The following is a 25,178-nucleotide window of genomic DNA, read 5'->3' on the forward strand; positions in this document are numbered from 1 at the left end:
CCGTCGGGCTCGGATGGGGCCCGGCTGAGCGCCATAGTTGGCGCGCAGGGTAGGGCCCAGCTCATCCCGATCAGGTTTCACAGAGTGGCGGGAGGCCCACTGCTCTGGCGCGCGGTGTCAGCCGCCGGAGTGTGGTGTGAGGGGCTGGGGTGTAGCCGCCCATGAGGCGAGCAGGCGTAGGCCTTCTTCGGAGGGTGAGCCGGGTTCGGCGGTGTAGATGGTGAGGGTGAGGCCGGGTTCGGCTGCCATTTCCAGGCCTTCGTAGGCGAGGGTGAGGTCGCCGACGGTGTGGTGGTGGAAGCGTTTGGTGCCGGTGCCGTGGTGGCGGACGTTGTGGGCGCCCCAGCGGGTGCGGAAGTCGTCGCTGCGGGTGGAGAGCTCGCCGACGAGGTCGTGGAGATCTTTGTCGTGAGGGTTGCGTCCGGCTTCGGTGCGCAGGATGGCGACGGCGATGTCGGCGGTCTGGTCCCAGTCGGGGTAGAAGCGGCGGGAGGCGGGGTCGAGGAACTGGAAGCGGGCCAGGTTGGCCTGGTTGCCGGCCGTGGCGTAGACGTCGTCGTAGAAGGCGTGGGCGAGCTGGTTGGTGGCGAGGAGGTCCATGCGGCCGTTGCGGACGAAGGCCGGGCCGGCGGTGACGGCGTCCAAGACCCACTGCAGGCTCCGGTGTGCGTTCCAGGCCCGGGTGCTGCGGCGGCGGGGGCGGGTGAGGGCGTCGGAGCCGTCGGCGGCCTGTGCCAGATTGATGAGGTGGGCGCGTTCGGCGTCGTCGAGCTGGAGGGCGCGGGCGACGGCTTCGAGGACGGCCGGTGAGGCACCGGCGAGGTTGCCGCGTTCCAGCTTGGCGTAGTACTCCACGCTCACGTCGGCGAGCGCGGCGACCTCGCTGCGGCGCAGGCCCGGTACCCGCCGGCGGTTTCCGGAGGGCAGGCCGGCCTGTTCGGGGGTGATCTTGGCTCGCCGCGAGGTCAGGAACTCGCGGACCTCTGCTTGGTTGTCCACGCTTTCGACGGTACGTCCCGCCCGCGTCCATAGGGATGTACTGGCAGTACACCCCTTGATGGTGTCTCGCTACGGGTGCGGTGAGCGGGTTACCTGGATGGCGTGGTGCTTTCCGTCCGGTCATCAGGACGGGATCTTGCACCTGACCCTGCACTCGGCGGCGACCCCGGTATCCGGGATCGCGCGCGCCGGCAAGCAAAGGAACCCTTCTTATGCGCGGAGCAATGATCTACGCCCCCGGCGACGTCCGCTTCGAGACCGTGGAGGACGCGAAGATCCTCAAGCCGACCGACGCCGTCATCCGCACGGCCGTGACCTGCGTGTGTGGCTCGGACCTGTGGCCCTACCGGGGAGCGGAGCGGACTGAGCAGGCGCACCCCATGGGGCACGAGTACGTCGGCTTCGTGGAGGAGGTCGGCTCCGACGTCACCTCGGTGAAGCCGGGGCAGTTCGTCGTCGGCTCCTTCGCGACCTCGGACAACACCTGCGTGAACTGCCGGAACGGTTTCCAGTCGAACTGCCTGAATCGTGAGTTCATGTCGACCTGCCAGGCCGAGTACGTGCGCATCCCCAACGCCCAGGGCACCCTGGTCGCCACTGACGAGGTGCCGGGCGAAGAGTTCTGGCCGGGTTTGCTGGCCGTGTCCGACGTGATGGGCACCGGCTGGTGGGCGGCGGATGCCGCTGAGGTGAAGCCCGGTGCCACCGCCGTGGTGGTCGGCGACGGCGCGGTCGGCCTGTGCGGCGTGATCGCGGCCAAGGAGATGGGCGCGGAGCGCATCATCGCCGTGTCGCGGCACGAGTCCCGGCAGAAGCTCGCGCGCGAGTTCGGGGCCACCGACATCGTCACCGAGCGTGGCGAGGAGAGCGTCGCCCGGGTCAAGGAGATGACCGGCGGGATCGGCGCGGACTCCGTGCTGGAGTGCGTCGGCACCGCGCAGGCCATGAGCCAGGCCCTGCACTCGGCCCGGCCCGGCGGGAACGTCGGGTTCGTCGGTGTCCCGCACGAGGTGGCCGTTGACGGGCAGGAGCTGTTCTTCTCCCACGTCGGCCTGCGCGGCGGTCCCGCGCCCGTACGCCGCTACCTGCCCAACCTGATCCACCGCGTCCTTGCGGGCCGGATCGACCCGGGCAAGGTCTTCGATCTCACCCTGCCCCTTGAGCAGGTTGCCGAGGGATACCGGGCGATGGACGAGCGCCGCGCCATCAAGACGCTCCTCAAGCCCTGATCCGCCCCCCTTACCCCGCCACCCGTACAAGGAGCTTTTCGTGCAGATCACCCGCAGCTCGATCGACACCGTCAAGGGTCCGGCCGAGTGGTTCACCGGCGACGTCTACATCGACGCCGTTGCCGCCGCCCCCTCACCGTCGCGAGTCACCGCGTCGCTGGTGCACTTCATGCCCGGCGCCCGGACCCACTGGCACCGCCACCCGCTGGGGCAGACCGTCTTCGTCACCGAAGGCGTCGGCCTGTGCCAGCGCCGCGGCGGACCGATCGAGGTCATCCGACCCGGCGACCGCGTCCTGTTCGAGGCCGACGAGGAGCACTGGCACGGCGCCGCCCCGAACCGGCTGATGGTCCACGTGGCCATCAACGAGGGCGACCACGACCACGACGTCGTGCACTGGCTGGAGCCCGTCACCGACGACGAATACACCGCCACCCCGGCCACCGACTGATACCGCGGCCCTGTGCCCGCACCGTCCCTACCCGAAAGGTTCACCGTGAGCACGTTCGCCCTCATCGGCGCCGGCCCCGGCTTGGGGCTGGCCGCCGCCCGCCGCTTCGGCGGAGCCGGTCACCACGTCGCCCTCCTTTCCCGCAACGCCAATCACCTCGGCGCTCTCGCAGCCGAACTCGGCGGTGACGGCATCCGGGCGCGCGGCTTCACCGCCGACGTGCTCGACTCTGCCTCCCTGACCGCAGCCCTGGCCGCAGCAGCCGAGGAACTGGGGACGATCGAGGTCCTCCAGTTCAGCCCGGTGCCTCGCGGCGACTTCATGAAGCCGCTCCTGGACACCGGTGCCGCTGATCTGGACGACCCGCTGGCCTTTTCCGTCAAGGGCCCGGTGACCTGCGTGCACGCCGTCCTGTCCGGGATGCGGGAGCTGGGCCGGGGCACGCTGCTGTTCGTCAACGGTGGCAGCGCCGTACGCCCCAACCCCAAGGTGGCCGGGACCTCGGTCGCGTTCGCTGCCGAGAGTGCGTACGCGGCGATGCTCCACGACGCCCTCGCGCCCGAGAACATCCACGTCGCGCAGCTGATCGTCCCCGGCGCGATCCGCCCGGATGCAGAGCACTCCAGCCCCGACACACTGGCCGAGCGCCTGTACGCCATCCACACCGATCGCGGCGCCTTCCGGCACTATGCCGAGCCCATGCCCGCATAACGACCGTCGGGACCCTCCTCATGAACTCCGCAGTCCTCCGCGCTCTGGTCCGCGCCACCCCGGCAGCCGCCCTGCTGCTGGCCGTGACCACCTGCTCCAGCAACGCGCAGGAGAACGGCCCGGCCACCCCGTCCTCCGCCTCCGCGCCCGCGTCACCGGGGCAGCAGCAGACGACGGCCTCCACCCCGCCCGCCCCCTCCGAAAGGAGTACCCCCATGGAGACGAAGGTCAGGGACACCCTCGCTGGCCGCCCCGTCGCGGCCACCTTGAACGACAGCCCCGCCGCCCGCGACTTCGCCGAGCTGTTCCCGCTCACCCTGGACCTTCAGGACTTCCACGGCACGGAGCGGGTCGCCGACCTGCCGCGCAAGCTGGAGACCTCCGGCGCCCCCGAGCCGGTTGCAGCCAAGGTCGGCGACATCGCCTACTACGCGCCCTGGGGCAACGTGGCCCTCTTCTACCAGGATGGGCCCGCCCCCTCCGCCGACATGCTCATCCTCGGCCACCTCGACGTCAGCGCCGACCAGCTCGGCGGCGCAACGCGCATCACCATCGAAGCCGCCTCCTGACCTGGGCGACCACCTGAATCCCTAGAGGAAGAGAAGTACCTGTATGCCTTCCGCAGCCAGCACCCGAGCGGACAAACTGCCCCTCGTCGTGTGGGTGCTCGCCGCTGGCACGTTCCTGATGGGAACCACCGAGTTCGTCATCGCCGGACTGCTCCCGGAGATCGCTGGTGACCTCGGCACCAGCGTCTCCCACGCGGGCCTGCTGATCACCGCTTTCGCGATCGGCATGATCGTCGGTGGGCCGACCATGGCCCTGGCCACGCTGCGCCTGCCCCGGCGTCTGACCCTCGTCTCAGCCCTTGCGGTCTTCGCCCTCGGGCACGTCGTCGCCGCGCTCAGCTCCTCCTTCACCGTGGTCCTGGCGGCCCGGGTGATCACGGCGCTGGCCACCGGGGCGTTCTGGGCCGTCGGCTTCGTCATCGTCACCGCCGCCGCGGGCCCGGCCCGGGCCACCCGGGCCGTGGGCGTCATGATGGGCGGCCTGACCCTGGCCAACGTCGTCGGCGTGCCGATCGGCTCCTTCGTCGGCCAGTACACCGGCTGGCGCGGCCCCTTCTGGGCGCTGGCCCTCCTCGCGGGGCTCGCGGCCGTGTTCGTCGACCGGTTCATCCCCGCCGGCCAGCAACAGGCCGGTGTGTCGGTGCGGGCCGAGGTACGGGCCCTGCGGCAGGGCCCGCTGTGGCTGGCACTGGCCGCCGCCGTCCTGATCATGGGCGGGGTCCTGGCCACGTACACCTACATCACCCCGCTGCTCACCGACCGCGCCGGTATCCCGGCCGGGGCCGTCCCACTGGTCCTGATCGTCTTCGGGCTCGGGGCCCTGGGCGGCACCGCCATCGGCGGCCGGCTCGGCGACCGCCGCCCGATGGCCACCACCATCACCGCCGCCGCCATGACCGCCCTGGCCCTGTGCCTGCTGATCCCGCTGTCGGCCGGCCTGGTCACCGCCGTCGCCCTGGTCTTTCTCATGGCTCTGGCCGGGTTCACCGTCAACCCCGTGGTCACCGCGCTCGCCGTCGGCTTCGCCGGCGACGCCCCCACCCTCACCTCGGCGCTGACCACCTCCGCCTACAACACCGGCATCGCCGGCGGCTCCGCCCTGGCCGGGACCGCGCTGGACACCTCCCTCGGCCTGACCGGACCGGCCCTGGTCGGCGCCGTCTCCGCCGCCCTCACTCTCCTGCCGCTCTCCGCCCTCGCCCTCACCGGCACCCGACGCCAAGCCCGGATCGTGGCCCAGCGCACCGATCCGGCAACCGGCGTCATGGGCAATGAGCGGACTCCGGCGTCCTCCCGTCGCTGACCCACACCGGCATCCACCAGCTCCCCACCCCGACGGAAGAGGAACGACATGAACCCCGCCTACGACTTCACCGGCAAGGTCGCCTTCGTCACCGGTGCCTCCTCCGGCATGGGCCTGGCTACCGCCCGCGCCTTCGCCGAAGCAGGCGCCGCCGTCGCCCTCGCCGACATCAACCAGAACGCCGTCACCAAGGCGGCGAGGGAGCTCACCGACGCCGGGCACAAGGCCCTCGCCCTGGTCTGCGACGTCACCGTCGAGGACCAGGTCGCCGCCGCCGTCGACCGCACGGTGGAGACCTTCGGACGGCTCGACATGGCCTACAACAACGCCGGCATCATGCCTCCGCCCACCGACGCCGCCGACGAGAGCGCCGAGCAATTCGACCGCGTCCAAGGCATCAACCTGCGCGGCATCTGGGCGAGCATGAAGCACGAACTGCGCCACATGCGCGACCAGGGCAGCGGGACCATCGTCAACTGCTCCTCCCTCGGCGGCCTCGTGGGTAACCCCGGCCGCGCCGCCTACCACGCCACCAAGCACGGCGTGATCGGCCTGACCAAGAGCGCCGCCCTCGAATACGGCTCCCGCGGCGTGCGCATCAACGCCGTCTGCCCCGGCACGATCGCCACCCCCATGGTGGACGCCATGATCGACGGCGGAGAACTCGACCGCACCCAGGCCGAATCCGGCCAGGCCATCGACCGCCTCGGCACCGCCGACGAGATCGCCCAAGCCGTCCTGTGGCTGTGCAGCCCCGGATCCAGCTACGTCACCGGCATCGCCCTGCCTGTCGACGGCGGCTATACCGCTCAGTAACAGCCCACTCGTGCCAGCCCGGATAAGTGCTGCGCCAGTCCCGAGACGTCAAGAAAACCATCGCAGTTGTCGTGCGCCGCCTACTGGTGATGCTCAGCCACAACAGCCACCGCCTACAACACAGTCGGTGACAACCCGCCTGCCTCCGTGACAACTACCGTGCTTCGGCTCATTCGGCTGACCAGGAATCCATCTTTATGCCTCTTCTCAGAAATCTATGTCGAGGTAGTCAATGTCGTTGATTTCGACGTCTGAGAGCCCCAGTGCGCGTGCTCTACCGTCCTGGAAATAAACTTCCTTGAATCCTTCGGCGATGATTCCGCGCATCTCCTGGTCGCTGGCCCCTGTGTCGCGGGCATCGAACAGACGCTGCGCGTACTCAGGAGGAGGTGCACGGTGAGGCGGCGGAAGCGGCCGTCGTCAGTACTGCCGACGGCTGCGGTGTAGCCGAAGCGGGCCCGGGTCTCGACGGTGATGCCGCGGGTGGCGGCGGCCTGGCGGTGCCGGCGTTTACGCATCAGTGGCTGCCAGCGTTGCTTCACCACGTCGTCGATCTTCGCGGCGATGTCGGGGCGAGCGTGCTTGCGGGCGCCACGCCGGTAGCGGTTCACGCTGTCGGCGGTGACGCCGAGTTCCGCGGCGACGGCTTTCGCGCTGCCGTACTGCTTGATCAAGAAGCCGATCCGGCCCTTGAGGGGCTTCGGCGGCTCCTTGGTAAAGGCTTCCCGGTCGGCGCGCTCGATCGCGTCCTCGATCTCCCCCACCGCGCTACTCCCCTTCGTCCAGGACGGCGTCGCCACCCTTGATGTGACGGGCCGGGTTATAGCGCTGCTCCATCAAATCCACCGCCCACAGCATCGACTGCACACCCTCCAGCTTCGCCAGCCCCGGCGTCGGGCCGAGACGGAAACCGCCCGGCTGCGGCTTCCCGGACGCCGCGTACGGGAGGAAGTCGAGGGGGCTCTCGCCAGGGCTCGGGTAGACGACGCAGTCGGACAGCACGGCGAGGGGGAACAGGCCCGTCATCTTCGCCATGTTGTGCAGCTTGCGGTGCATGTTGACCCGGGCCTTGGAGATGACCGCGGCGCGGATGTCGGGGCGCCAGGTCGGGCGCTGCATGGCCGGCCACGGATCGCCGTCCTTGTAGCCTTTGCCCTGCGGGTTCTCGAACAGTTTCCCGATGCCGCCCTTGACCGTCGCCTTGATCGCGGAGAGGACTGCGGCCATGGCGGGGTCGACCTGCTTATGCCGCTCCATCGCCGCCAGGAACTCCGCGTCCGAGAGGTCCTTGGTGACGCCGAGGTCGGCGAGCGTGTCGACGTAAGCCGTCTTGAGGCGGTCGTGCCACGGGTCCAAATACGCGCCGGTCTCCCGGCGTAGGAAGGCCTCCAGCGGGGCCACGTTGAAGCCGAGCTCCTGCGCGTAGGCCACCGTGTGCGTCTGATACCAGGCTGGCCCCATCGGGCGGGTGCCGTCCGGGGTGAACGGCGAGGGCAGTCGCGGATCGACCTCGACGTGGAAAGGTCGACCAGCCACGAGCCGGGCACCTTGGGGTTGAACGCCGGGTTCACGAAGTGCACCGGCTCCGACAGGCCGACCGTCAGCCGGGCGGCGGCCGCGAGGAACGCGGTGTTGAGGTCCAGGCCGACCGCGAACGGCAGCGTGCACTCCTCATCACTGAGCAGGTCCACCGACCGCACCCACTGATACGCCTCTTCCCGCAGGAAACCGCCCTTCCAGCCGGAATGGAACACCGCGGGGTGTTCAGGCTGGCCCTCCGGCGGCGCCGGATCCATAGCCTCCGTGCCCAGCGAACCGGGGTTGTAGCCGGAGACCCAGTTGCCGGTCTCCTTGTCCTGCACCGGCCGTGTCGGCGGGCGCAGCGCGGTCATCAGCTCCAGCCCCGAGACGGCCGTTGACCCGCGTGGGGTGATGACCCGCTGCGCGTACACGCCCAGGACGCGGGCAACGTCGGCCGGCTCCATGTCCGTGACACCGGGCCATGCCCGGGCATCGAGGGCGTCCCAGAGCAGGATCGCGAGCTGCACGCACTGGCGCTGCGCGCCCTGGGCCTTGCGGTAGACCCGCGCCCACGGCCCGAACCCGCGCTGCGTGAGCTGCCACTTCGCCTTGCCGATCTGCTTGAGGACCGGGTGGCCCTCCTCCAGACGCAGACCGCGGCGGTCCTCCAGGCGCTCCGGCAGCCCGAACTTCACGACCGCTTCGGTGGTGAGGACGATGAGGGGGTCGGAGTCCTTGCCGTAGCGGTTCAACTTCGCGGCACCCAGGCCGGACTCGCGCAGCGTCCACTCCACCAGCTCCACGATGCTGGTCGCCGGGCAGTCCAGGACGATGCCGTCGACACCGTAGGCGGAGCCGTCGCCGTCCAGGACCGCGAGCGGACCGTGCGGGAACCGCGGGTCGACCGGGGGCGCTGCGGCCTTCTGCGCGGCCGGGCGCCGTGACGTCCCCGCGCGGGCCGGCCGCTCCGGAGCGACTGCCGCGGGTGCGGGAGCAGCAGGTGCTTCCGCCGGCGGCGCGCTCTGCGCGTCGGACGCGGCCGGGGTGAACGTCTTCGGTACCTGCGGCTGCAGGGTGACCGCCGGTGCAGGTGTGGGGGCGGGAACGGGAGGGGCGCTGTGGGCGGGGTACTTCGCCGCCCAGCCGTTCAACAGCCGCTGAAACGCCTCCAGGCGCGGCGACTTCGGCTCGGAGCGGCCGTTCTCCCAGTTCTTCACCGACTGCGTCGTCGTCTTCAACGCCGTGGCGAGACGAGCCTGGGTGATGCCGGCGGCCCCACGCAGCCGGGCCCGTTCCGCCGGGAGCGGGAGTTCCGGCTCCGCCTCCAGCAGGGCGTCGACCGACGCGAACAGCTCTTCCTCAGATGCCATTTCGGGTTACCTCCACTCCAGGCACTATCAGTATTTAGCCTCAGATTTATCCAACTTGTTTAACCCGCTCAGGATTCTGATCCGGTTGGATCTCTGCACGCGCCTCTGCGGGCCGACCAGCCGCACCAGATCGTCTCGTGCTTGGGAGTGGCGAACCCTTCCGCCTTCACCACGGGCAGGACGTCGCCTCGACGGCGTCACGGGACAGTTCCATTGGTCGGTTGCTCCGTGGATGTCGTCACTCGGACTGTGCTGCATGTGGCGGTCGGCATCGGCCACCGTTTCGGCGCTTCTCGTCTCGCCAGTGCGCTGGCTTCCTGTCCGGCGCGAGCGCGGAGGGCCGCCGCCCGACGCGCGACACCCACCAGGCCGGCTCGGGCCCTCTTACCTCTCCTCCGTACCTGTTCTGCGTCCACGCCCACCCCCTATTTTCAACGGGGGCAGACAGGTACGAGGAGAGGCAAGAGGGTTGTCGGGAGACCTGGTTGGGCCTGGTCAAGGGGTCTGACCTGCACGAATCGTGAGGGGGTCACGAGAGTGCCGGTAGGGGACTTGGTAGGGGGATCGGTAGGGCAGCCGGTAGGGAATCGGCGCCCCTCGACCGCTACTGGCGGGCCAGGCCGGCCGGGTCGATGTCCACCGCGAACGGGGCGTCGATGCGCGTGGTGGCGCCGACGAGAGCGGTGACCGTTCCACGTAGCGGCTGCCCTGAAGCTCGCTGCCGATCAGACGCGGGGCGGGTTCGAACTCCAGACGCCAGAAGTACGGGATCGCGGCCTCGGCGTAGAGCAGAACGGTTCCTGTGCCTGGGGGCCGAGACTCGTGGGCGTCGCCCCATGGGGCACTGGACGGTGGTCTATGCCGGGGCGGCCCGCAATAGGCGGGGTGCGGCGTCTCAGATTCAGCCATCGCGATGGCTCTGCCCCTGCGGCCCGGGGCAATCGAACCAGCCTGGGTATCTGCAACCTATTCGTCAATCGCAGGCAAAACGTGGGAAAAAATCCAAGCTCACATCATTCATCGGAGCGGAGTATTCCGCTTCGGATCCCTCTGGGGGCGCCATGAAACACCTTGATCGATGACGTCTGAAAAGAAGTGGTGTGGTAATGCTCCCCTGTGACTAGCGTGAATCCCGTACATCAATGTACGACGAACTGAAGTGAGGGAAATGAGAAAGCTCGGATCGTTAAGCAAGAGAAGCGCAGTAAGCGCTCTCGCCGCAGTGGTCGTCCTGGGAGCCTCGGCCGGTGTCTCATGGGCGTCCTCATCGGGTTCGAAGGAGAAGCCGAAGTACTCGACGACAGAGATAATTCTGGGAATCATGGGCAAGGGAATCGTCGCCCATGAACACCCCGAGGTCTCCCTTATACCCGCGAACCAGGCCAAGGGAGTCAACAACAAGGCCGTTGCTGGTTTCCTCCAATTGGCATCGGTGAAGGATCCTGGGTTCGCGGAGAAGTTCCACAGTGATGTCACTTCGGGCGACCCCTACAAAGTTCAAAAGGGTCTTCAGTTGCTGGACAGGATGTCTCGGGACGTGGCCTCGGACGTTGCCGAGAAGCGCACGGCGATCAGCCCGGCTTCCTCCGCTGGCTGGTTCTTCACCAATGACACCGTCGCGGTGGACGCCGTAGCGGTGCAGCACTGGAGTTTCGCGACTACGGGGGCGGTCGCAGCCGAAGCCGCAGCGGTCGTGGTCATTGTGCTGGCCGTCTCGCCGGAGCACCAGAATCTGACAACCGACAAGGCAGTGGCGGCACTGTCGACCGGACTGGCCGGCTGACGCATTCCGGAAGGGGCGGCTCCGCCGACAGCGGACGCTTACGGGGAGTATGAAAGATGATGTCTCGCATAGGCTTCTTTGGCGGTGCCGCCCTGTGGGGCGCTGTCGGCGTGATTTCTGTAATGGCTGCGCTTCCTGATGCGGCTGCATCTTCGCCAGGAATCAGAAGTTCACGTCAGACAGTCAGTAGAATTTGGCCGCAGGGCTGGGGGTTTTTTACTAAGAGTCCCAGAACCCCAGCGAATGTGGCCTACAAAATTACGGAAGGTGACGCGCCAAAAAATGCTTTGATCGGCCCCAACGCTTCCCCTTCGAACCTATTCGGGGCCAGTAGCAGAGCACGGGCCCAGGGTCCTGAGATAGCCACCCTTCTTCACTCCCTCCCGGAACGTGCGTGGAAGAAGTGCGAGGCATATGTCATCACCGAGTGTGAGGCCGATGACTTCACCCTGGCCTCCAGGGTGGTAAACAGCTCTCCCATCCCGACGTTGTGCGGAAAGGTCATCCTGACCTCCGAGGAACCCGTGCCATGGGCATGGCGCACCATCGCAAAGCATCAGTACCGGATCACGAAGACCGCGGTGGTGAACATCCAGTGTTGAAACCGGCCAGCTGGCAGCCCCCTGTGACTGCCGAGAGATTCGATCCCCGTACCAATGTGTACGGACTGGCGCGCACCCTGCTAGCGACAGGGATGTTCGCAACCCTGATGTTCACGCCGGCTATGGCACTTTTCCATCCGGTCATCGGCATGAGCCGTGCACCCTACTGCGATGGAGTGTCCGCCGTATCGGGATTCTGCATCGGTGAGGACGGGCTGAGCCCAGACGCACGCAGATACCTGCTGGCCCTGCTTCTGGTGCCATCCATTATTGGCTGGCGCCCCAGGATTTTCGTCATCTGGCACTGGTGGGTTGCATTCAGTATCGCCGACTCCCTCAGCTTGCCGGACGGTGGTGACAATGTCGCCTTGATCCTGACGCTGGCCATCATCCCCTTCGGGCTGGCGGACGATCGGAAATGGCATTGGCTCGTTAAGGATGAAAAGAAAGCGTTGAGAAGTTCAGTAGCTGCCTTCTGCTATGTCACCCATTGGGCTATACGCATTCAGGTGGCAGGAATCTACTTCCAGTCAGCCGTGGCAAAATTCGGCGTCAGGGAATGGGCTGACGGTACGGCACTCTACTACTGGCTGAATGATCCCACCTTCGGCCTCCTCGGTCCGTGGAAGCCGGTTTTGCAACCGTTCCTAGAAAACAAGTACACAGTCACGGCCCTCACTTGGGGAACCATCTGCGTCGAGTTGACTCTGGCGTTTGCGCTATTCTGGAATATCGGAGTGCGTAAACGTGTGTTCTGGCTGGGCATCCTGCTCCATGCCGGGATAGCACTCTTTATGGGGCTTTTCAGTTTCGCGGTGACCATGTTTGGTGCGCTGGTTTTGGTGCTGCACGATCCGAACGTCGACCTCGACCTTGACTTACGCCGCCTCATTCGAAATGGTAGAGCAGAGAAGGAGAGCGAAAATGGCTCGAGTAGTAGTGCGGTGCACGATAGGCCACTTGTTCTCGACTGAGTGGGTCAACCTTGCTTCGTTCAAAGCAATAAGGCTAGGGCGAAGGCGCTATCAGAAGTGCCCCGCATGTGGGCGTTTCCGCATGGTTGAGAAAGTCTCGCGCCAGGATATCGGTGAGGCTCAGTACCGCGAGGCGATGGGACGGTTCGATGGGAAAGGCATATAAGACCGTGTCCTATGTGGAGCGGTGTCGTTTGGACTTAGTTTTGGGCGGAGTACGTGGGGTTGGATTGTTCCGGACGGGCTGCGGGAGATCGCGGAGCCGCTAATCAGCCCATGCCACGCACCTTTCATCCTGCGGCGCACCAGCTTCAAGGCGCCGCAGCCCGGCGAGTACGTCCAAAACCACTCCGATGCGGGCGGCTCCGTCCGGCTCGGTCTCCGGACGCACGATGTGTACGACGCCGCTCTCGGCAAGCACGGAGACGAGGAGGCGAGCGGTGCCGAGCGGGAGTGCCAGGGTCGCGAAGACCTCGGCCAGCGAGCGGGCGCTGCGTCAGTGCCTGTCTGAAATCCCTGGTCGAGGGGGCTGACGGTCGGGGTTGCTGGGGGGTATGGCCTCTGGTGGGGTGGTTCGAAGGTATTGCAGGGAGTGTGGGGTGTCGCTGCCGCCGACGATGTCGGCGGCAGCGGTGTTCTGTTCGGGTAGGTGCAGGTCACGGCGGTGGCGAGTCCTGGAACAGACCCGTCGGCGGGTGACGGCAATGCAGTGTGGGGACGAGATGGTATGTCCGGTCTGCGGCCGTCGCTGGACGGTGGGGGTTGAACATCGACGCTCGGCAGTGTTCTGTTCTTCGCGGTGCCGCACGCGGGCCTGGCGGGGGAAGGTGTCACGGCCTTCCGTCACGGTGACGCCATAGCCGAACGCCGCCTGCGGCTCAGCAGACCCGTCTGTTGTGCAGGGGGTCGGACTTCGTGCTGTTGGAGCCTCGCGCGCCCTGCTTGCGCGCCTGCCGAACAACTCGTCGCCGCCACCCGTCTGTCTCCCTCCCAGATCGCCCGCGGCGTCCGCCACCTGCGCGACGTCGGCGCCTCCGAGCACCTCACCCCGATCATCTGGCACCGCAAGGACGGCTATCTGTTCTCCGACGACCCCGCCGACTGGATCGAGTACGAGAAGCGCCAGTTCCGCGAGATCCTCGGCCGGCTCACCCGGGTGATCACGGGCACGCTCGACCCCCACCTGGCCCGCTACCCGGCCGACGAATGGGCCCAGCTCGCCGTCGCCCAGCTCACCGGCGTTCGTGCCACGCTCGCCCAGCTCACCAAATAGCCCGGTCACCGCCGGGCCCGACCCCGTCTGCCGAGCCCGCTATGCCCACCGCCAGGCGCCGCCGGCGCTATCCCTCCGACACCACCACCGCCGAATGGGCCCTGATCGAACCGCTGCTGCCGCTGCCGGCCTGCCAGACCAAGGAGGGCGGCCGGCCGGAGAAGCACCCGAGGGGGGATCGTCGACGCGATCCGCTACATCACCGACAACGGAGCCAAATGGAGAGCTCTGCCTGCGGACTACCCGCCATGGGAGACGGTTTACGGGTTCTTCGCGAGGTGGAACCGGGCCGGGGTGGTGGCCTGAATTCGCGACCAGCTACGCCGCCGGATCCGCACGAACCTGGGCCGGTGCCCCTACCCGGTGACGCTGATCGTCGACTCCCAGTCCGTGAAGGCCGCCGAGACCGTCAGCAAGGCCATCCGCGGCTACGACGCCGCTAAGAAGATCAACGGCCGCAAGAGACACCTCGCGGTCGACACCAAAGGACTCCCGGTGATGATCTTGGTGACGCCCGCCGACATGACCGACCGGGACGCCGCCCGCGAACTGCTCTGGCGACTGCGTCTGGCCCATCCGCAGATCACGCAGGTCTGGGCGGACTCCGCCTACGCCGGCCAGCTCGTCGACTGGGCCCGCGACTTCCTCCACATCACCCTCAAAACGGTCTCCCGGCCCAAGGGTGCCAAGGGATTCTTGGTCCTGCCCCGCCGCTGGCGGGTCGAGCGGACAATCGGCTTGACCATGCGCGCCCGTCGCAACGCGAGGGACTACGAACGCCTTCCCCAGCACAGCGAAGCACACCTGACTTGGTCACTCATCACCCTCATGAGCCGGCGCCTCACCCGCAAAGGCCCCCGAACCGACAGCTGGACGAAGAAACCAAAGCCCACCAGCTGACCGCCGGCAGGTCCGGGACCTTACCGGAGCGCGAAGGACGCTCGCTCGTGCCACCTCGTGCCGTCGTGAACCATGAGTTCGACGGACGAAACGTGCGCAATGATGGGGAGACAGCCCAAGAGGTCGGCCTCAACCTTCTTCAGCACAGCGTCTTCTTGGTTTTGGGCGATAGTCAGATGCGGGATGACGTCGGTGAACTGGCCACCGAACGGCGGGGTCTCCGGCCATCGATCGGCGATCGCCTGCGTGAGATGCCGGAACTGCCTGTCCGGCGCGGGAACGAGATACAGCACCTCCGGGAACCGTCCACAGCTCTCGAACCGAACGTCAAACGCCCGGTGGCCTTCCAGCACCTCACCGATAGCAGAGCGCACGGCAGTATCGATACGGCTCTCTTCGAGGAACGGGAAAAGCACGGTGACATGGGCCGGAACACCCGCTCGGGCTGAGGGGTCAAGCCGTTCACGCCACGCGCGAACAGCAGACTCGGCCTCGGGGATCTTCACGATGAGTCCCGTTTGTCCTGCCGGAAACTCGCGGGAGCCGTCGTCTGTCACCGCATCTGTCTACCAACGAGCCCTGGCGACTGCGACCGAATAATCGCCATCGAGCACCTGAACCAGCTACCGGCACCTCCAAAAACACGCACTTAGAGTTCTTAGACCGTGTCCTACGTGGTGAGGCAGGCGAGTCGTTTGTAGCAACAGAGGGCTGCGGCGAGGCCGAGAAACGCCAGGTGGTTGCGGGGGTGGCGTTCGTAGCGGTGATTGAGCCGGCGGTATCCGGTCAGCCAGGACATGGTCCGTTCGATGACCCACCTTCGGCGTCCCAGTCGTTCGCCGGACTCGATGCCCTTGCGGGCGATCCGAACGCCAATGCGCCTGCCGCGTAACCATTTTCGCAGGTGGGGGATGTCGTAGGCCTTGTCGGCGTGGAGACGCTGAGGCTTGAAGTAGCGGCCCCCGCAGGGGGCGTGTCTCGTTTGGTGCCCGGTGATCATGGGCTTGAGCACGAGGCTGTCATGGGTGTTGGCGGCCGAGACGCCGACGAGGAGGGGCAGTCCGTTCGCGTCCGACAGGATGTGCATTTTGGAACCCGGCTTGCCTCGGTCCACGGGGCTCGGGCCCGTGAGTTCGCCCCTTTTTTCGCCCTCACGTGGGCGGAATCGAGGACTGCTCGGGAGAGGTCGAGCAGGCCGGCGTCGTCCAGGCGGTGCAGGATCTCCTCGTGCAGCCGACCCCACACTCCCGCTCGGGACCAGATCAGGAACCGGCGATGCGCGGTCGACTTCGATATGCCGAAGCACGGTGGCAAAGCCCGCCAGGCGCACCCGCTGACCAGCACGTAGATGATGGCCGCGAACAGCGTCTCATCAGGTGTGTCCTGTGTTCCGCCACCCTGCGGCCGCACCTTCGACGGTGGGATCAGCGGCTCCGCGATCTCCCACAGCCCGTCCGGAACAATCCAACTCCACGTACCCCGCCCCATAATCAAGTCCAACGACCCAGCACCACATAGGACACGGTCTTAGACCAGCGACGTGGCACCACCAGTCAGCCGATGTCAAGGGCTGCGCTCCTGGAGCGCAGCGAGCGCGCGCCTGAGGATCTCGTCGGACGGGCCGACAGCGTCGACTGTGACGAGGAGGTCCTGCCTGGCGTAGTGCTGGGTGATGGGCTCCAGCATCGCTTCGTAGGACATGAATCGTCCGCGAATGCTGATCTCTGCCTCGTCCCCGTGCTGATAGAGCTCACCTCCGCAGACGTTGCAGGCGCCTTCGACGAGGAGATGGTCCACCTCAGGTTCGAAGCGGTGGGTCCGGTCGTTGCGGCAGCGGCGACGAGCCGCCAGGAGGCGGATGCGGCGCTCCACCTCCGCCTCGGGAAGATGCAGGTGTAACACGCTGTCGAGAGGCGCGTCGAGCTCGCGGAGCAGCTCTTCCAGAGCGAGCGCCTGAGAAGCCCTGTGCGGGTACCCGAGGAGGAGGAAGCCCGCATGCGCCATTCGGTACAGGCCGTCGTGGATGACCGCAGTGAGGATCTCGTCGGGGACCAGGCTGCCGGAGTTCATGATCTCGGAGACGCGGATCCCCAGCTCCGTGCCCTGAGACAGGTGCGCGCGCATAAGATCGCCGAGAGAGGTCTGCGGGACTGCCAGGGCCCGAGCCAGCGAACTCACCGTGGCATCCCGCCCGCCCCCTGGCGCTTCGAAGACGACGACGCGCATCAGCCCATCACTCCTCAGCTTGGCTCCGATCTCAGATCTACTGGCCTGCCAGGCACTTGGCCATGCAGACGCAGACGCCCCCCGATCTGGAACGACGGAGCCTGCTGCCCGATCCAGATCGAGCTGGTTTCCGCGAGAAGTGATCCTGCCATGCCCCAGCCGGAGCCCGCCAACGTCTTCCACGAGGGCACAGCAACCGCTGATCCACTGCCCCATCGCACGCCCTCACACCAGACCGCCCGCATAGCCCCGGGATCGAAAACAGCTTCTGAAAGAGCGTTTTATCCCGGTGAGGTTGTTTGGTGGTGCTTCACCGGGACGAGTTGAGAAGGCTGCTGGGGCGAGGGTGTTCCATGTGATGGATGGGGCGGATGTCGCCCTTCAGTCGCCCGTTTCCGTCGGTCCGCTCCTATCTGATCCCAGAGCGCCCCCGCTTGGCTCCGTTTGCGCCCTGCAGGGACGGGCCGGCCGCCAGTACTACCGATACATGACGCGACAACGCCCGTATCCCAGCGACCTCTCCGACGCGCGCTGGGAACTGATCGGGCCCACCCTCACCATCTGGCGGGCCGACCGCAGAGGCAAGGGCCTGGACATCGGCCGGCCGCCCGAGCACGACCTGCGCCGCATCATGGACGCCATCCTCTACGTCGACCGCACCGGCATCCCCTGGCGTTACCTGCCCCACGATTTCCCGCCATGGGAGACGGTCTACGGCTACTTCGCCGCCTGGCAAAAAGAAGGCGTCTTCGACCAACTCAACGGCCTCCTGCGGCGCCTGCTCCGGGAGGCCGAAGGCCGCGGCGGCGAGCCAACCGCCTGCGTGCTGGACGCGCAGAGCGTCAAGACCTCCGCGAACGTGCCCGCGGCAGGCCAGGGTATCGATGCCGGCAAGAAGATCGCAGGTCGCAAGCGCCACATCGGGGTCGACACCCTCGGCCTGCTCCTGGCTGTCTGGGTCACCGCGGCGAGTGTCCCCGACAACGTCGGAGGCATACACCTGATGTCCCACATCGCCGCCACTCACCCTCGCGTGACCAAAGCATGGGCCGACACCGGCTACCGCACCAAAGCCATCGACCACGGCGCCCGCCTCGGCATCGACGTGGAAGTCGTCCAACGCGAGCCGGGCGTCAAAGGCTTCAAGGTGATCCCGCGACGCTGGGTCGTCGAGCGGACCTTCGGCTGGCTCATGCACCACCGCCGCCTGGCCCGCGACTACGAAACCCACCCCCACCGCTCCGAAGCCATAATCCACGTCGCGATCATCGACCTCATAAGCCGCAGACTCACCCGCGCATCCACCCCGAACTGGCGCGACACCTGAACCTCGAACCAAACAACCTCGCCGGGACAAAACGCTCTTTGAGGCTAAAGACCGCAGGCAGCGCGCGGGGGCCTTTGCAGCACGGGAAGTCGGGACCACCGCCCTGACATGCTGAGGGCAAGCCTGACATGCTGAGGGCAAGATCCGTAAGACACGCCCTAGCTGTATTGATCACGAGCGTTGTTGACACTGGCGGGTCTTGAACATGGCGAAGACCTCCGATGTGGTGGAGCTGTCTAGGACTGCACCGCACGGAGGTCTTCGTGTCCCACCGTAATGCCCGGCTGACCGTTCATGGCAGGCGGCTGCTGGTCGAACGTGTCTGCGCGGGCCGCCCGGTCGCTCATGTGGCGGCCGAGATGGGCGTCTCCCGAGCCACGGCCCACAAGTGGGTCCGCCGCTGGCGGGACGAGGGCGAACCGGGCCTCGCCGACCGCTCCAGCCGGCCCCGGACGACACCGCATCGCACACCTGCGGCCCTGGAGGCCCGGGTCTGCCAGCTGCGGCAGGCCCGCAAACTCGGTCCCGCACGGCTCGGCCCGCTCCTGGGCCTGCCCGCCTCGACCATCCACCGGATCCCGACCTGCCACGGCCTGAACCGCCTGGCCCACCTGGACCGGCCCACCGGCCAGGTCATCCGCCGCTACGAACGCGACCGGCCCGGCGAGCTCCTGCACGTCGACGTCAAGAAACTCGGCCGGATCCCGGACGGCGGCGGCCACAAGGTGCTGGGCCGCCAGGCCGGCCGGGCCACCCGCAGCAAAATGGGCTTCGACTATGTCCACTCCGCCGTCGACGACCACAGTCGCCTCGCCTACAGCGAGATCCACCCGGACGAGAAGGTCGCCACCTGCGCGGGCTTCCTCACCCGCGCGGCTGCGTTCTTCCACACGCACGGCATCACCCGCATCGAACGCGTGCTCACCGACAACGCCTGGGCCTACCGCAAGGGCCTGGCCTGGAAACAGGCCCTCGCCGAGATCGGCGCGACCGGAAAGCTGACGCGCGCCTACCGGCCGCAGACCAACGGCAAGGTCGAACGCTTCAACCGCACCCTGCTCGACGAATGGGCCTACCTGCGGCCCTACACCAGCAACGACGAACGCACGGCCGCCCTGGACGACTTCCTCCACGGCTACAACTACCATCGCTGCCACACCGCCCTCGGAGGCCAGCCACCCATCAGCCGTGTGAACAACGCTGCGGGTCAAAACACCTAGCCCGTCTGGCCTATGCGCCGTGCATAGTGTCCTCATGGATCGATTCGTGGGTCAGGCCCGCCTCGAATGGTGGGCTAATCACTCGACGTGCCTTGAGATGTACGACATCGACGTCACCGTCACTGTCGACGCGGCCGGCAAGTGGCAGGCAACCGGCCGGCATGCCAATGCACTCGACACGACCCAGCGCGAGGGCTGGGACTTCCTCATGGAGATGGATCCCCACTTCTCCGTCGCGTTTCCCGGTGAGGATCGCGGCGGCATAACGGTGCGAGTCGTCGAGGCAAAGGATGGAGCCCTCACGCTCATGGAGGCACCGGACTGGAACGGCTCCGTGAGCGTCACCTTCGACCTCACCTGAGTTCAGCCCCCAAGGGCAGGAACCCGACTTCGCTACCCTGCGGCCGATTTCGGCTGGCGCACCATACTGATCTTTCAGAATGGCCTTCGGGGCGGCGAAGGCACATGAGGCTGCAGGCCAGTTCAAGCAGGCCTTGGTGCAGACCGGTGCGTCGTTCGTAACGGATGCGGAGCCGCTTGAGCCAGGCGAAGGCGCGCTCGACGGCCCAGCGGGCGTGAGGGCCGATGCGACGTCCTCGCCGATTCCGACGGACCGTCTGATCGTTGCCCAGTACGGTGCCCACCGTGGGCACTGCAACGAGACGAAGTCAACCGATGGCACCAACCCTGCCTCCGGAAGTGCGGGCCGCTCAGCGGAGCATCATCGCCATCGTCAGGCTCTCCGGCGTGCTCAACCGCGACGGGCTCGCGCTGTGGCGGGTGCCGATGCCGGAGTCGGCGCGGCCCGCCGCCGGGGACACCCGCCGGCGGGCACCCTGCACGGAAATGCGCGCCGCGTCCGCGGCCGCGACCAAACACAGCCGGTTCATCACCTACAACGGTTCGCCGACTTCCTGAGCACCCCGTGGCGCCTCGAAGTCCCCCGGACCCGACGGGCGAGCACCTGGACCCGGCCGAGGCCGCCGAGATCACTCGCAGGCTCGCCGTGCATCGGTCCCGGACCACGTACGAACCCACGTGGATCCGCACCGCGGCGCTCGCCTCCCTCGTCGCTGCGACCGGTTGCACCTTCAGTGAGCTCGCCGAGGTCGACGGCAGCAAAGTTCAGCTCAAAACCGCGCCGCCCCGGCTTGTCCTTGACCAACCGGGCACGTCGGCGACTGAGGGCGCCGCCATTCCCGCGTCGGGCAAGCCGTCCGCTGCGCAGGAAGTAGGCACAGCCGGCGCCCTATGCCACCCAGCGCTCCGGGGCGATTTATCCGGCGGCTCGATCCGACTGCGCCGCGGACCACCGCGGCGGTTCCGCTGTCGGGCCGCGTCGCCTCGGTGATCTGCTTGGCGATGCCGTAGGGGCACCCCCCTACGGCCGTCTCCGCATAACGTCCGGATCCACCATTCCGTACGCTCCTCGCCTCAGGCCGCTCCGTCCTGTCCATCATTGGTCGGGGCCGGCAGCGGCGCGGCTTCGGCTGATGGCTCTGCCGCCGCTCTGACCAGGTGTTCCCGCGTCCGTCAGCATCGCGTTACGGGTGCGGGGCTTGCCGTCAAGCATCCGTCAGTGATGGGCCCCGACCCCGGTGGGGCGGGCATAGCTTCATCGCAGCGCCCGGCCGATCCGGCCGGGCGGCGCACGTCGCCTTCCGCGAGGAGCAACACCATGTCTCCAGTCGAGTACTCCGAGGACCCCGAGCCCTCGGAACCCTTCCCGGCCGGACTTCTCTTCGTCCCTGTCCGGTCGGGGCCGGCGGGCTGTACGGCCCGGTTCTTCCGCACTCCGCTGGGCGGCCGTACGGCCGTCGGCTTCACCTCGGTCGCGAGGCTGACCGCCACGCTCGGCCCGGACCAGACCTCCATCCGGCTCTCCGAACCGGCCCTGCGCGCCCTCGCCGCACCTCTGGGCGTCACCGCCCTCACCGTCGACCCGCAGTTCTCCGCCCCCACGACCGACCGCACCACGGCCACGGTCCGCGAGCGCGAGAACTCCTGGCACCGCTGGCATCCCCAGCACGCCGTCGTCCTGCGGGTGACCGAAACCGCGGCCGCCGTCGCGAGCCTGAACCCGCTGATCGGCTGAGGAGACGTCATGTCCATCCAGGAACTCCCTGTTCAGGAACCATCCGTTCAGCAACGGTGGGCACGCGAAGCCGGCCGCTCCGGCGAAGGACCCCACGCCGACGCGCGAGACGCCGACGGCTTCTCCGTTTGGCCCCGTTCAGCCCGCCCCGAACCCCACGGGGACGTCTCCGTGGGCGGTGTCTCCCTGACCGAGGCCGCCGACCGCTTCGGCACCCCGGTCTACGTCCTCGACGAGAAGGAGGTCCGGGAGCGCTGTCGCGCCTACCGTACGGCGTTCCCGGACGCCGACATCGTCTACGCGGCCAAGGCCTTCCTGTGCCGGGCCATGGTCCACTGGGTCCAGGAAGAGGGCCTCGGTCTGGACGTCTGCTCCGCCGGAGAACTCGCACTCGCCGTCACCACCGGCTTCCCGCCGGAGAAGATCGTGCTGCACGGCAACGCCAAGAGCCCCGAGGACCTCGGTACAGCTCTCCGGCTCGGTGTCGGACGTATCGTCGTGGACAGCACCTCGGAGATCGCCCGGCTGGCCGCGATCACTCCCGCCGGAAGTCGCCAGCCGGTCATGGTGCGCGTGGTGCCCGGCATCGTGGCCGGCGGACACGCCAAGGTGCGCACCGGCACGGACGACCAGAAGTTCGGCCTGTCGGTCGCGGACGGCTCCGCGCAGTATGCCGTCACCCGGATACTCGACCAGCCGCACCTCGAACTCGTCGGCCTGCACTGCCACATCGGCTCCCAGGTCACCACCGCGAAACCGTACGTCGCCGCCGTGCGCCGCATGGTCGGACTGATGGCCCGCATCCACGGCCAGCACGGCATCGCCCTCCCCCAGCTGAACATCGGCGGCGGCCACGCCATCGCCTACCGCCCCGGCGAGGAGCACCTCAACATCTCCGTCCTGGCCGGGAGGGTCCGTGCCGAGCTCGAGGACGGCTGCGCCCGCGCCGGGCTGCCCGTGCCCCGGCTCACCCTCGAACCCGGCCGGGCGATCGTCGGCCCCGCCGGGGTCGCCGTCTACCGGGTGCTGGCCGTCAAGCGCACCGGCGCCCACACCTTCGTCGCCGTCGACGGCGGCATGAGCGACAACCCCAGGCCCGCGCTGTACGGAGTGAGATACGCGCCCCGGCTCACCGGCCGCCCCTCCTGCGCACCGCCCCGCCTCGTCACCGTCGTGGGCCGGCACTGCGAGGCGGGCGACATTCTCGCGGACGAGGTGGCCCTCCCCGGCGATGTGCGCCCCGGTGACCTCCTCGCCGTGCCTGCAGCCGGCGCCTACCACCTCTCCATGGCCTCCGGGTACAACCTCGTCGGCCGCCCCCCGGTGGTCGCGGTCTCCGACGGCATCGCGCGTGTGCTCGTACGGCGTGAGTCGCTGGACGACATGAGCCGGCGCGACGTCGGGCTGTAATCCCTGGTCCCGCCCCGGTCCTCCGCCGCGCCGAGGCTTCCGCCCGGCGGAGGACGCACGCCGGAGATCCCGCGCCACGCATGCCCGAAGGATCACGAAAATCCCCCGAACCGTCCCCTGCCCTGAGAAGACGAGGTCTCGATGACCGTCGAAAACACCGTCGGCCTGATCGTGGCCGTCGCCCTGCTCGCCTACCTGATCCTCGCGCTGATCAAGCCGGAGAAGTTCTGATGTCCGCCCCCGCCCAGACCCTGCCCGCACCCGTGCCGGACTCGCCTCCTCCTGGAACCGGCCGGCCGCCGCGCCGGGTCGGCGCCGGAATGCTCGATCCGACGCAACTGTGGCGCGCTCTCCCGCAGGCGTTCACCAAACTGAATCCGGTGACCCTGTTCCACAACCCGGTCATGTTTGTGACCGAGGTCGGCGCCGCGCTGACCACGGGCATCGCCGTCGTCCACCCCAGCCTCTTCGGCTGGCTGATCACCGGCTGGCTGTGGCTGACGGTGGTCTTCGCCAACCTCGCCGAGGCCGTGGCCGAGAGCCGTGGCAAGGCGCAGGCCGACTCGCTGCGCAGGACCCGGCAGCAGACCACCGCCTGGCGCCTCGCCGGCTGGGAGCCCGGGGCGACTCAGGACGCCTGCCTCGAAGAGGCCGTCGCAGCCTCCGAGTTGAGGCGGGGCGACATCGTGTCCGTGTCCGCCGGAGAGCTGATCCCCGGCGACGGCGATGTCGTCGACGGCGCCGCGAGCGTCGACGAGTCCGCGATCACCGGTGAGTCCGCGCCGGTCATCCGTGAGTCGGGCGGCGACCGCAGCGCGGTCACCGGCGGTACCCGGGTGCTCTCCGACCACCTCGTCGTACGGATCACCCAGGAGCCCGGGCAGAGTTTCCTGGACCGGATGATCGCCCTGGTCGAGGGCGCCAACCGGAAGAAGACCCCCAACGAGCTGGCGCTGAACCTGCTGTTGGCCATGCTGACCTTCGTCTTCCTGGTCGCGGTCGTGACCCTGCAGCCGATGGCGATCTTCTCCAAGGACGCGATGGCCGCCGCGCACGACACCACGGCGCTCGACGCGAACGGCGTGACCGCCATCGTGCTGGTCTCACTGCTGGTCTGCCTGATCCCGACGACGATCGGCGCGCTGCTGTCGGCGATCGGCATCGCGGGCATGGACCGGTTGGTGCAGCGGAACGTCCTGGCCATGTCCGGCCGGGCGGTCGAGGCGGCCGGTGACGTCAGCACCCTGCTGCTCGACAAGACGGGCACGATCACCTTCGGCAACCGGCGGGCGAGCGCGTTCCTCCCGGTCGGAGCGGTCCCCGTGGAACGGCTGGCGCGGGCCGCGCTCCTTTCCAGCTTGGCCGACGAGACGCCAGAGGGCCGCTCCATCGTCGAATTCGCCTACGCGAAGTACGAGTTGACCGAGCGGGTCGCGAACGGCGCCGAGTGGGTGTCGTTCACCGCCGCCACCCGGATGTCCGGGGTCGACCTTGCCGACGGGGAGCGACTGCGCAAGGGCGCTGCGGCGTCGGTCGCGGCATGGGCGCGTGAGCAGGGCGGCGAGGTTCCGCTCGCGCTGGAAAGTGCCGCGCAGCAGGTCTCCGCGTCGGGCGGTACGCCGCTGGCCGTGGCGCGGTCCACGTGCGACGGCCGGGCCGAAGTGCTCGGTGTCGTCCACCTCAAGGACGTCGTCAAGCCCGGCCTGCGCGAACGCTTTGACGAGCTGCGCCGGATGGGTATCCGCACGGTGATGATCACCGGCGACAACCCGGTGACCGCGAAGGCGATCGCCGAGGAGGCGGGCGTCGACGACTTCCTCGCGGAGGCGACTCCCGAGGACAAGCTGGAGCTGATCAAACGGGAACAGGCGGGCGGTCACCTCATCGCCATGACCGGCGACGGGACGAACGACGCCCCGGCCCTCGCCCAGGCGGACGTCGGCGTCGCGATGAACACCGGCACGTCGGCCGCCAAGGAGGCCGGCAACATGGTCGACCTCGACTCCGATCCCACGAAGATCATCGAGATCGTCGAGATCGGCAAGCAACTCCTCATCACCCGGGGCGCGTTGACGACGTTCTCGATCGCCAACGACATCGCCAAGTACTTCGCGATCCTGCCCGCGATGTTCGCCGCCGTGGATCCGGGGCTGGACCGGCTCAACGTCATGGACCTGCACTCGCCGCTGTCCGCGATCCTCTCCGCCGTCGTGTTCAACGCGGTGGTCATCCTGGCGCTGATCCCGCTGGCCCTGCGCGGTGTGCGCTACCGGCCCTCCTCCGCCTCCGCCCTGCTCACCCGCAACCTGTGGCTCTACGGGCTCGGCGGCGTCGTCGCGCCCTTCCTCGCCATCAAGTTCATCGACTTCGCCCTCGTCCAGTTCATCCCGGGGATCTGA

23 protein-coding genes and 4 pseudogenes are annotated in these 25,178 nt (G+C 67.9%); 19 read left to right on the top strand and 8 right to left on the bottom strand.

The genetic code is table 11. The features are described from left to right. Positions 1 to 117: 117 nt before the first annotated feature. Entirely contained in the window at positions 118 to 999 is an 882-nt protein-coding gene (locus ACF07B_RS07990; protein WP_392178209.1) for a helix-turn-helix transcriptional regulator, read from the bottom strand. Positions 1,000 to 1,211: 212 nt separating this feature from the next. Here ACF07B_RS07990 and ACF07B_RS07995 point away from each other — a divergent pair, with 212 nt between their 5' ends. The 6 genes from ACF07B_RS07995 to ACF07B_RS08020 are packed head-to-tail and all read left to right on the top strand — an operon-like array spanning position 1,212 to position 6,078. Beyond that, entirely contained in the window at positions 1,212 to 2,228 is a 1,017-nt protein-coding gene (locus ACF07B_RS07995) for a zinc-dependent alcohol dehydrogenase family protein (protein ID WP_392178210.1), read from the top strand. Positions 2,229 to 2,268: 40 nt separating this feature from the next. Beyond that, positions 2,269 to 2,679 carry a cupin domain-containing protein gene (locus ACF07B_RS08000; RefSeq protein ID WP_392178211.1) on the top strand — a complete coding sequence of 137 codons (411 nt, stop codon included), beginning with the start codon at positions 2,269 to 2,271 and terminating at the stop codon, positions 2,677 to 2,679. A gap of 45 nt (positions 2,680 to 2,724) precedes the next feature. Further along, positions 2,725 to 3,390 (top strand): SDR family NAD(P)-dependent oxidoreductase, encoded by a 666-nt coding sequence (locus ACF07B_RS08005; protein WP_392178212.1) that lies wholly within the window; start codon positions 2,725 to 2,727, stop codon positions 3,388 to 3,390. 20 nt (positions 3,391 to 3,410) lie between these two features. After that, positions 3,411 to 3,959, top strand: a complete 549-nt coding sequence (locus ACF07B_RS08010) for a cyclophilin-like fold protein (protein ID WP_392178213.1) — start codon at positions 3,411 to 3,413, stop codon at positions 3,957 to 3,959. 43 nt (positions 3,960 to 4,002) lie between these two features. After that, complete coding sequence (locus ACF07B_RS08015) at positions 4,003 to 5,262, top strand: MFS transporter (RefSeq protein ID WP_392178214.1); 1,260 nt, start codon at positions 4,003 to 4,005, stop codon at positions 5,260 to 5,262. A 48-nt stretch (positions 5,263 to 5,310) separates the two neighbouring features. Further along, positions 5,311 to 6,078, top strand: coding sequence for an SDR family NAD(P)-dependent oxidoreductase (locus tag ACF07B_RS08020; RefSeq protein ID WP_392178215.1), 768 nt, complete (start codon positions 5,311 to 5,313; stop codon positions 6,076 to 6,078). Positions 6,079 to 6,285: 207 nt separating this feature from the next. Here the strand turns inward: ACF07B_RS08020 and tpg are convergent. Then, positions 6,286 to 6,842 (bottom strand): annotated as a pseudogene (gene tpg, locus ACF07B_RS08025) (telomere-protecting terminal protein Tpg). A 4-nt stretch (positions 6,843 to 6,846) separates the two neighbouring features. Further along, a pseudogene (gene tap, locus ACF07B_RS08030) lies at positions 6,847 to 8,969 on the bottom strand (telomere-associated protein Tap). A 1,168-nt stretch (positions 8,970 to 10,137) separates the two neighbouring features. Between tap and ACF07B_RS08035 the strand changes: the two are divergent. From ACF07B_RS08035 to ACF07B_RS08045, 3 genes are all read left to right on the top strand, one after another. Then, the gene (locus ACF07B_RS08035; protein ID WP_392178216.1) at positions 10,138 to 10,752 is read left to right on the top strand and encodes a hypothetical protein; all 615 of its coding nucleotides are present in this window, start codon (positions 10,138 to 10,140) and stop codon (positions 10,750 to 10,752) included. 122 nt (positions 10,753 to 10,874) lie between these two features. Continuing rightward, positions 10,875 to 11,354: an SdpA family antimicrobial peptide system protein gene (locus ACF07B_RS08040; RefSeq protein ID WP_392178732.1), complete on the top strand. Its 480-nt coding sequence runs from the start codon at positions 10,875 to 10,877 to the stop codon at positions 11,352 to 11,354. Further along, a complete protein-coding gene (locus ACF07B_RS08045) occupies positions 11,282 to 12,328 on the top strand; it encodes a sporulation-delaying protein SdpB family protein (protein ID WP_392178217.1) in 1,047 nt (348 codons plus the stop codon). The genes ACF07B_RS08040 and ACF07B_RS08045 overlap by 73 nt, the downstream gene beginning before the upstream one ends. Positions 12,329 to 12,593: 265 nt before the next feature. On the opposite strand, the gene ACF07B_RS08050 is transcribed toward ACF07B_RS08045, so the two are convergent. Further along, on the bottom strand, positions 12,594 to 12,809 hold the full coding sequence (locus ACF07B_RS08050) for a DUF742 domain-containing protein (protein ID WP_392178733.1): 216 nt from the start codon (positions 12,807 to 12,809) through the stop codon (positions 12,594 to 12,596). 318 nt (positions 12,810 to 13,127) lie between these two features. Between ACF07B_RS08050 and ACF07B_RS08055 the strand changes: the two genes are divergently transcribed. Both ACF07B_RS08055 and ACF07B_RS08060 read left to right on the top strand, forming a co-directional pair. Then, positions 13,128 to 13,601, top strand: a complete 474-nt coding sequence (locus ACF07B_RS08055) for a hypothetical protein (protein ID WP_392178218.1) — start codon at positions 13,128 to 13,130, stop codon at positions 13,599 to 13,601. A 41-nt stretch (positions 13,602 to 13,642) separates the two neighbouring features. Continuing rightward, positions 13,643 to 14,501, top strand: a pseudogene (locus ACF07B_RS08060) (IS5 family transposase). A 20-nt stretch (positions 14,502 to 14,521) separates the two neighbouring features. Here ACF07B_RS08060 and ACF07B_RS08065 read toward each other — a convergent pair. The 3 genes from ACF07B_RS08065 to ACF07B_RS08075 all read right to left on the bottom strand — a co-directional run bounded on the left by ACF07B_RS08065 (position 14,522) and on the right by ACF07B_RS08075 (position 16,727). Then, positions 14,522 to 15,058 (bottom strand): 2'-5' RNA ligase family protein, encoded by a 537-nt coding sequence (locus ACF07B_RS08065; protein WP_392178219.1) that lies wholly within the window; start codon positions 15,056 to 15,058, stop codon positions 14,522 to 14,524. A gap of 113 nt (positions 15,059 to 15,171) precedes the next feature. Further along, positions 15,172 to 15,989, bottom strand: a protein-coding gene (locus tag ACF07B_RS08070) for an IS5 family transposase (RefSeq protein ID WP_392178220.1) whose coding sequence is annotated in 2 segments (ribosomal slippage) — positions 15,172 to 15,641 and positions 15,641 to 15,989 — 819 coding nt in all. Because the reading frame shifts where the segments join, the coding sequence is not laid out codon by codon here. Between the two features lie 75 nt (positions 15,990 to 16,064). Next, complete coding sequence (locus ACF07B_RS08075) at positions 16,065 to 16,727, bottom strand: adenylate kinase family protein (protein ID WP_392178221.1); 663 nt, start codon at positions 16,725 to 16,727, stop codon at positions 16,065 to 16,067. Positions 16,728 to 17,214: 487 nt separating this feature from the next. Here ACF07B_RS08075 and ACF07B_RS08080 point away from each other — a divergent pair, with 487 nt between their 5' ends. The 3 genes from ACF07B_RS08080 to ACF07B_RS08090 all read left to right on the top strand — a co-directional run bounded on the left by ACF07B_RS08080 (position 17,215) and on the right by ACF07B_RS08090 (position 19,635). Further along, entirely contained in the window at positions 17,215 to 18,054 is an 840-nt protein-coding gene (locus ACF07B_RS08080; protein ID WP_392178222.1) for an IS5 family transposase, read from the top strand. A gap of 263 nt (positions 18,055 to 18,317) precedes the next feature. Then, complete coding sequence (locus tag ACF07B_RS08085; protein WP_392178223.1) at positions 18,318 to 19,274, top strand: IS481 family transposase; 957 nt, start codon at positions 18,318 to 18,320, stop codon at positions 19,272 to 19,274. Between the two features lie 34 nt (positions 19,275 to 19,308). Next, complete coding sequence (locus tag ACF07B_RS08090) at positions 19,309 to 19,635, top strand: hypothetical protein (RefSeq protein WP_392178224.1); 327 nt, start codon at positions 19,309 to 19,311, stop codon at positions 19,633 to 19,635. A 91-nt stretch (positions 19,636 to 19,726) separates the two neighbouring features. Here ACF07B_RS08090 and ACF07B_RS08095 read toward each other — a convergent pair. Beyond that, positions 19,727 to 19,891 (bottom strand): annotated as a pseudogene (locus tag ACF07B_RS08095) (IS5/IS1182 family transposase); the annotation flags it as partial. A 58-nt stretch (positions 19,892 to 19,949) separates the two neighbouring features. Here ACF07B_RS08095 and ACF07B_RS08100 point away from each other — a divergent pair. The 5 genes from ACF07B_RS08100 to kdpB all read left to right on the top strand — a co-directional run bounded on the left by ACF07B_RS08100 (position 19,950) and on the right by kdpB (position 25,178). Then, positions 19,950 to 20,192, top strand: coding sequence for a hypothetical protein (locus tag ACF07B_RS08100; RefSeq protein WP_392178225.1), 243 nt, complete (start codon positions 19,950 to 19,952; stop codon positions 20,190 to 20,192). A 760-nt stretch (positions 20,193 to 20,952) separates the two neighbouring features. Further along, positions 20,953 to 21,369: an SAV_915 family protein gene (locus ACF07B_RS08105; RefSeq protein WP_392178226.1), complete on the top strand. Its 417-nt coding sequence runs from the start codon at positions 20,953 to 20,955 to the stop codon at positions 21,367 to 21,369. A gap of 9 nt (positions 21,370 to 21,378) precedes the next feature. Beyond that, positions 21,379 to 22,779 carry a diaminopimelate decarboxylase gene (gene lysA / locus ACF07B_RS08110; protein ID WP_392178227.1) on the top strand — a complete coding sequence of 467 codons (1,401 nt, stop codon included), beginning with the start codon at positions 21,379 to 21,381 and terminating at the stop codon, positions 22,777 to 22,779. Between the two features lie 141 nt (positions 22,780 to 22,920). Further along, complete coding sequence (gene kdpF, locus ACF07B_RS08115) at positions 22,921 to 23,010, top strand: K(+)-transporting ATPase subunit F (RefSeq protein WP_392178228.1); 90 nt, start codon at positions 22,921 to 22,923, stop codon at positions 23,008 to 23,010. Further along, a complete protein-coding gene (gene kdpB, locus ACF07B_RS08120; RefSeq protein ID WP_392178229.1) occupies positions 23,010 to 25,178 on the top strand; it encodes a potassium-transporting ATPase subunit KdpB in 2,169 nt (722 codons plus the stop codon). The genes kdpF and kdpB overlap by 1 nt, the downstream gene beginning before the upstream one ends.

Source organism: Streptomyces sp. NPDC015532 (assembly GCF_043078065.1).
Classification (GTDB): Bacteria; Actinomycetota; Actinomycetes; order Streptomycetales; family Streptomycetaceae; genus Streptomyces.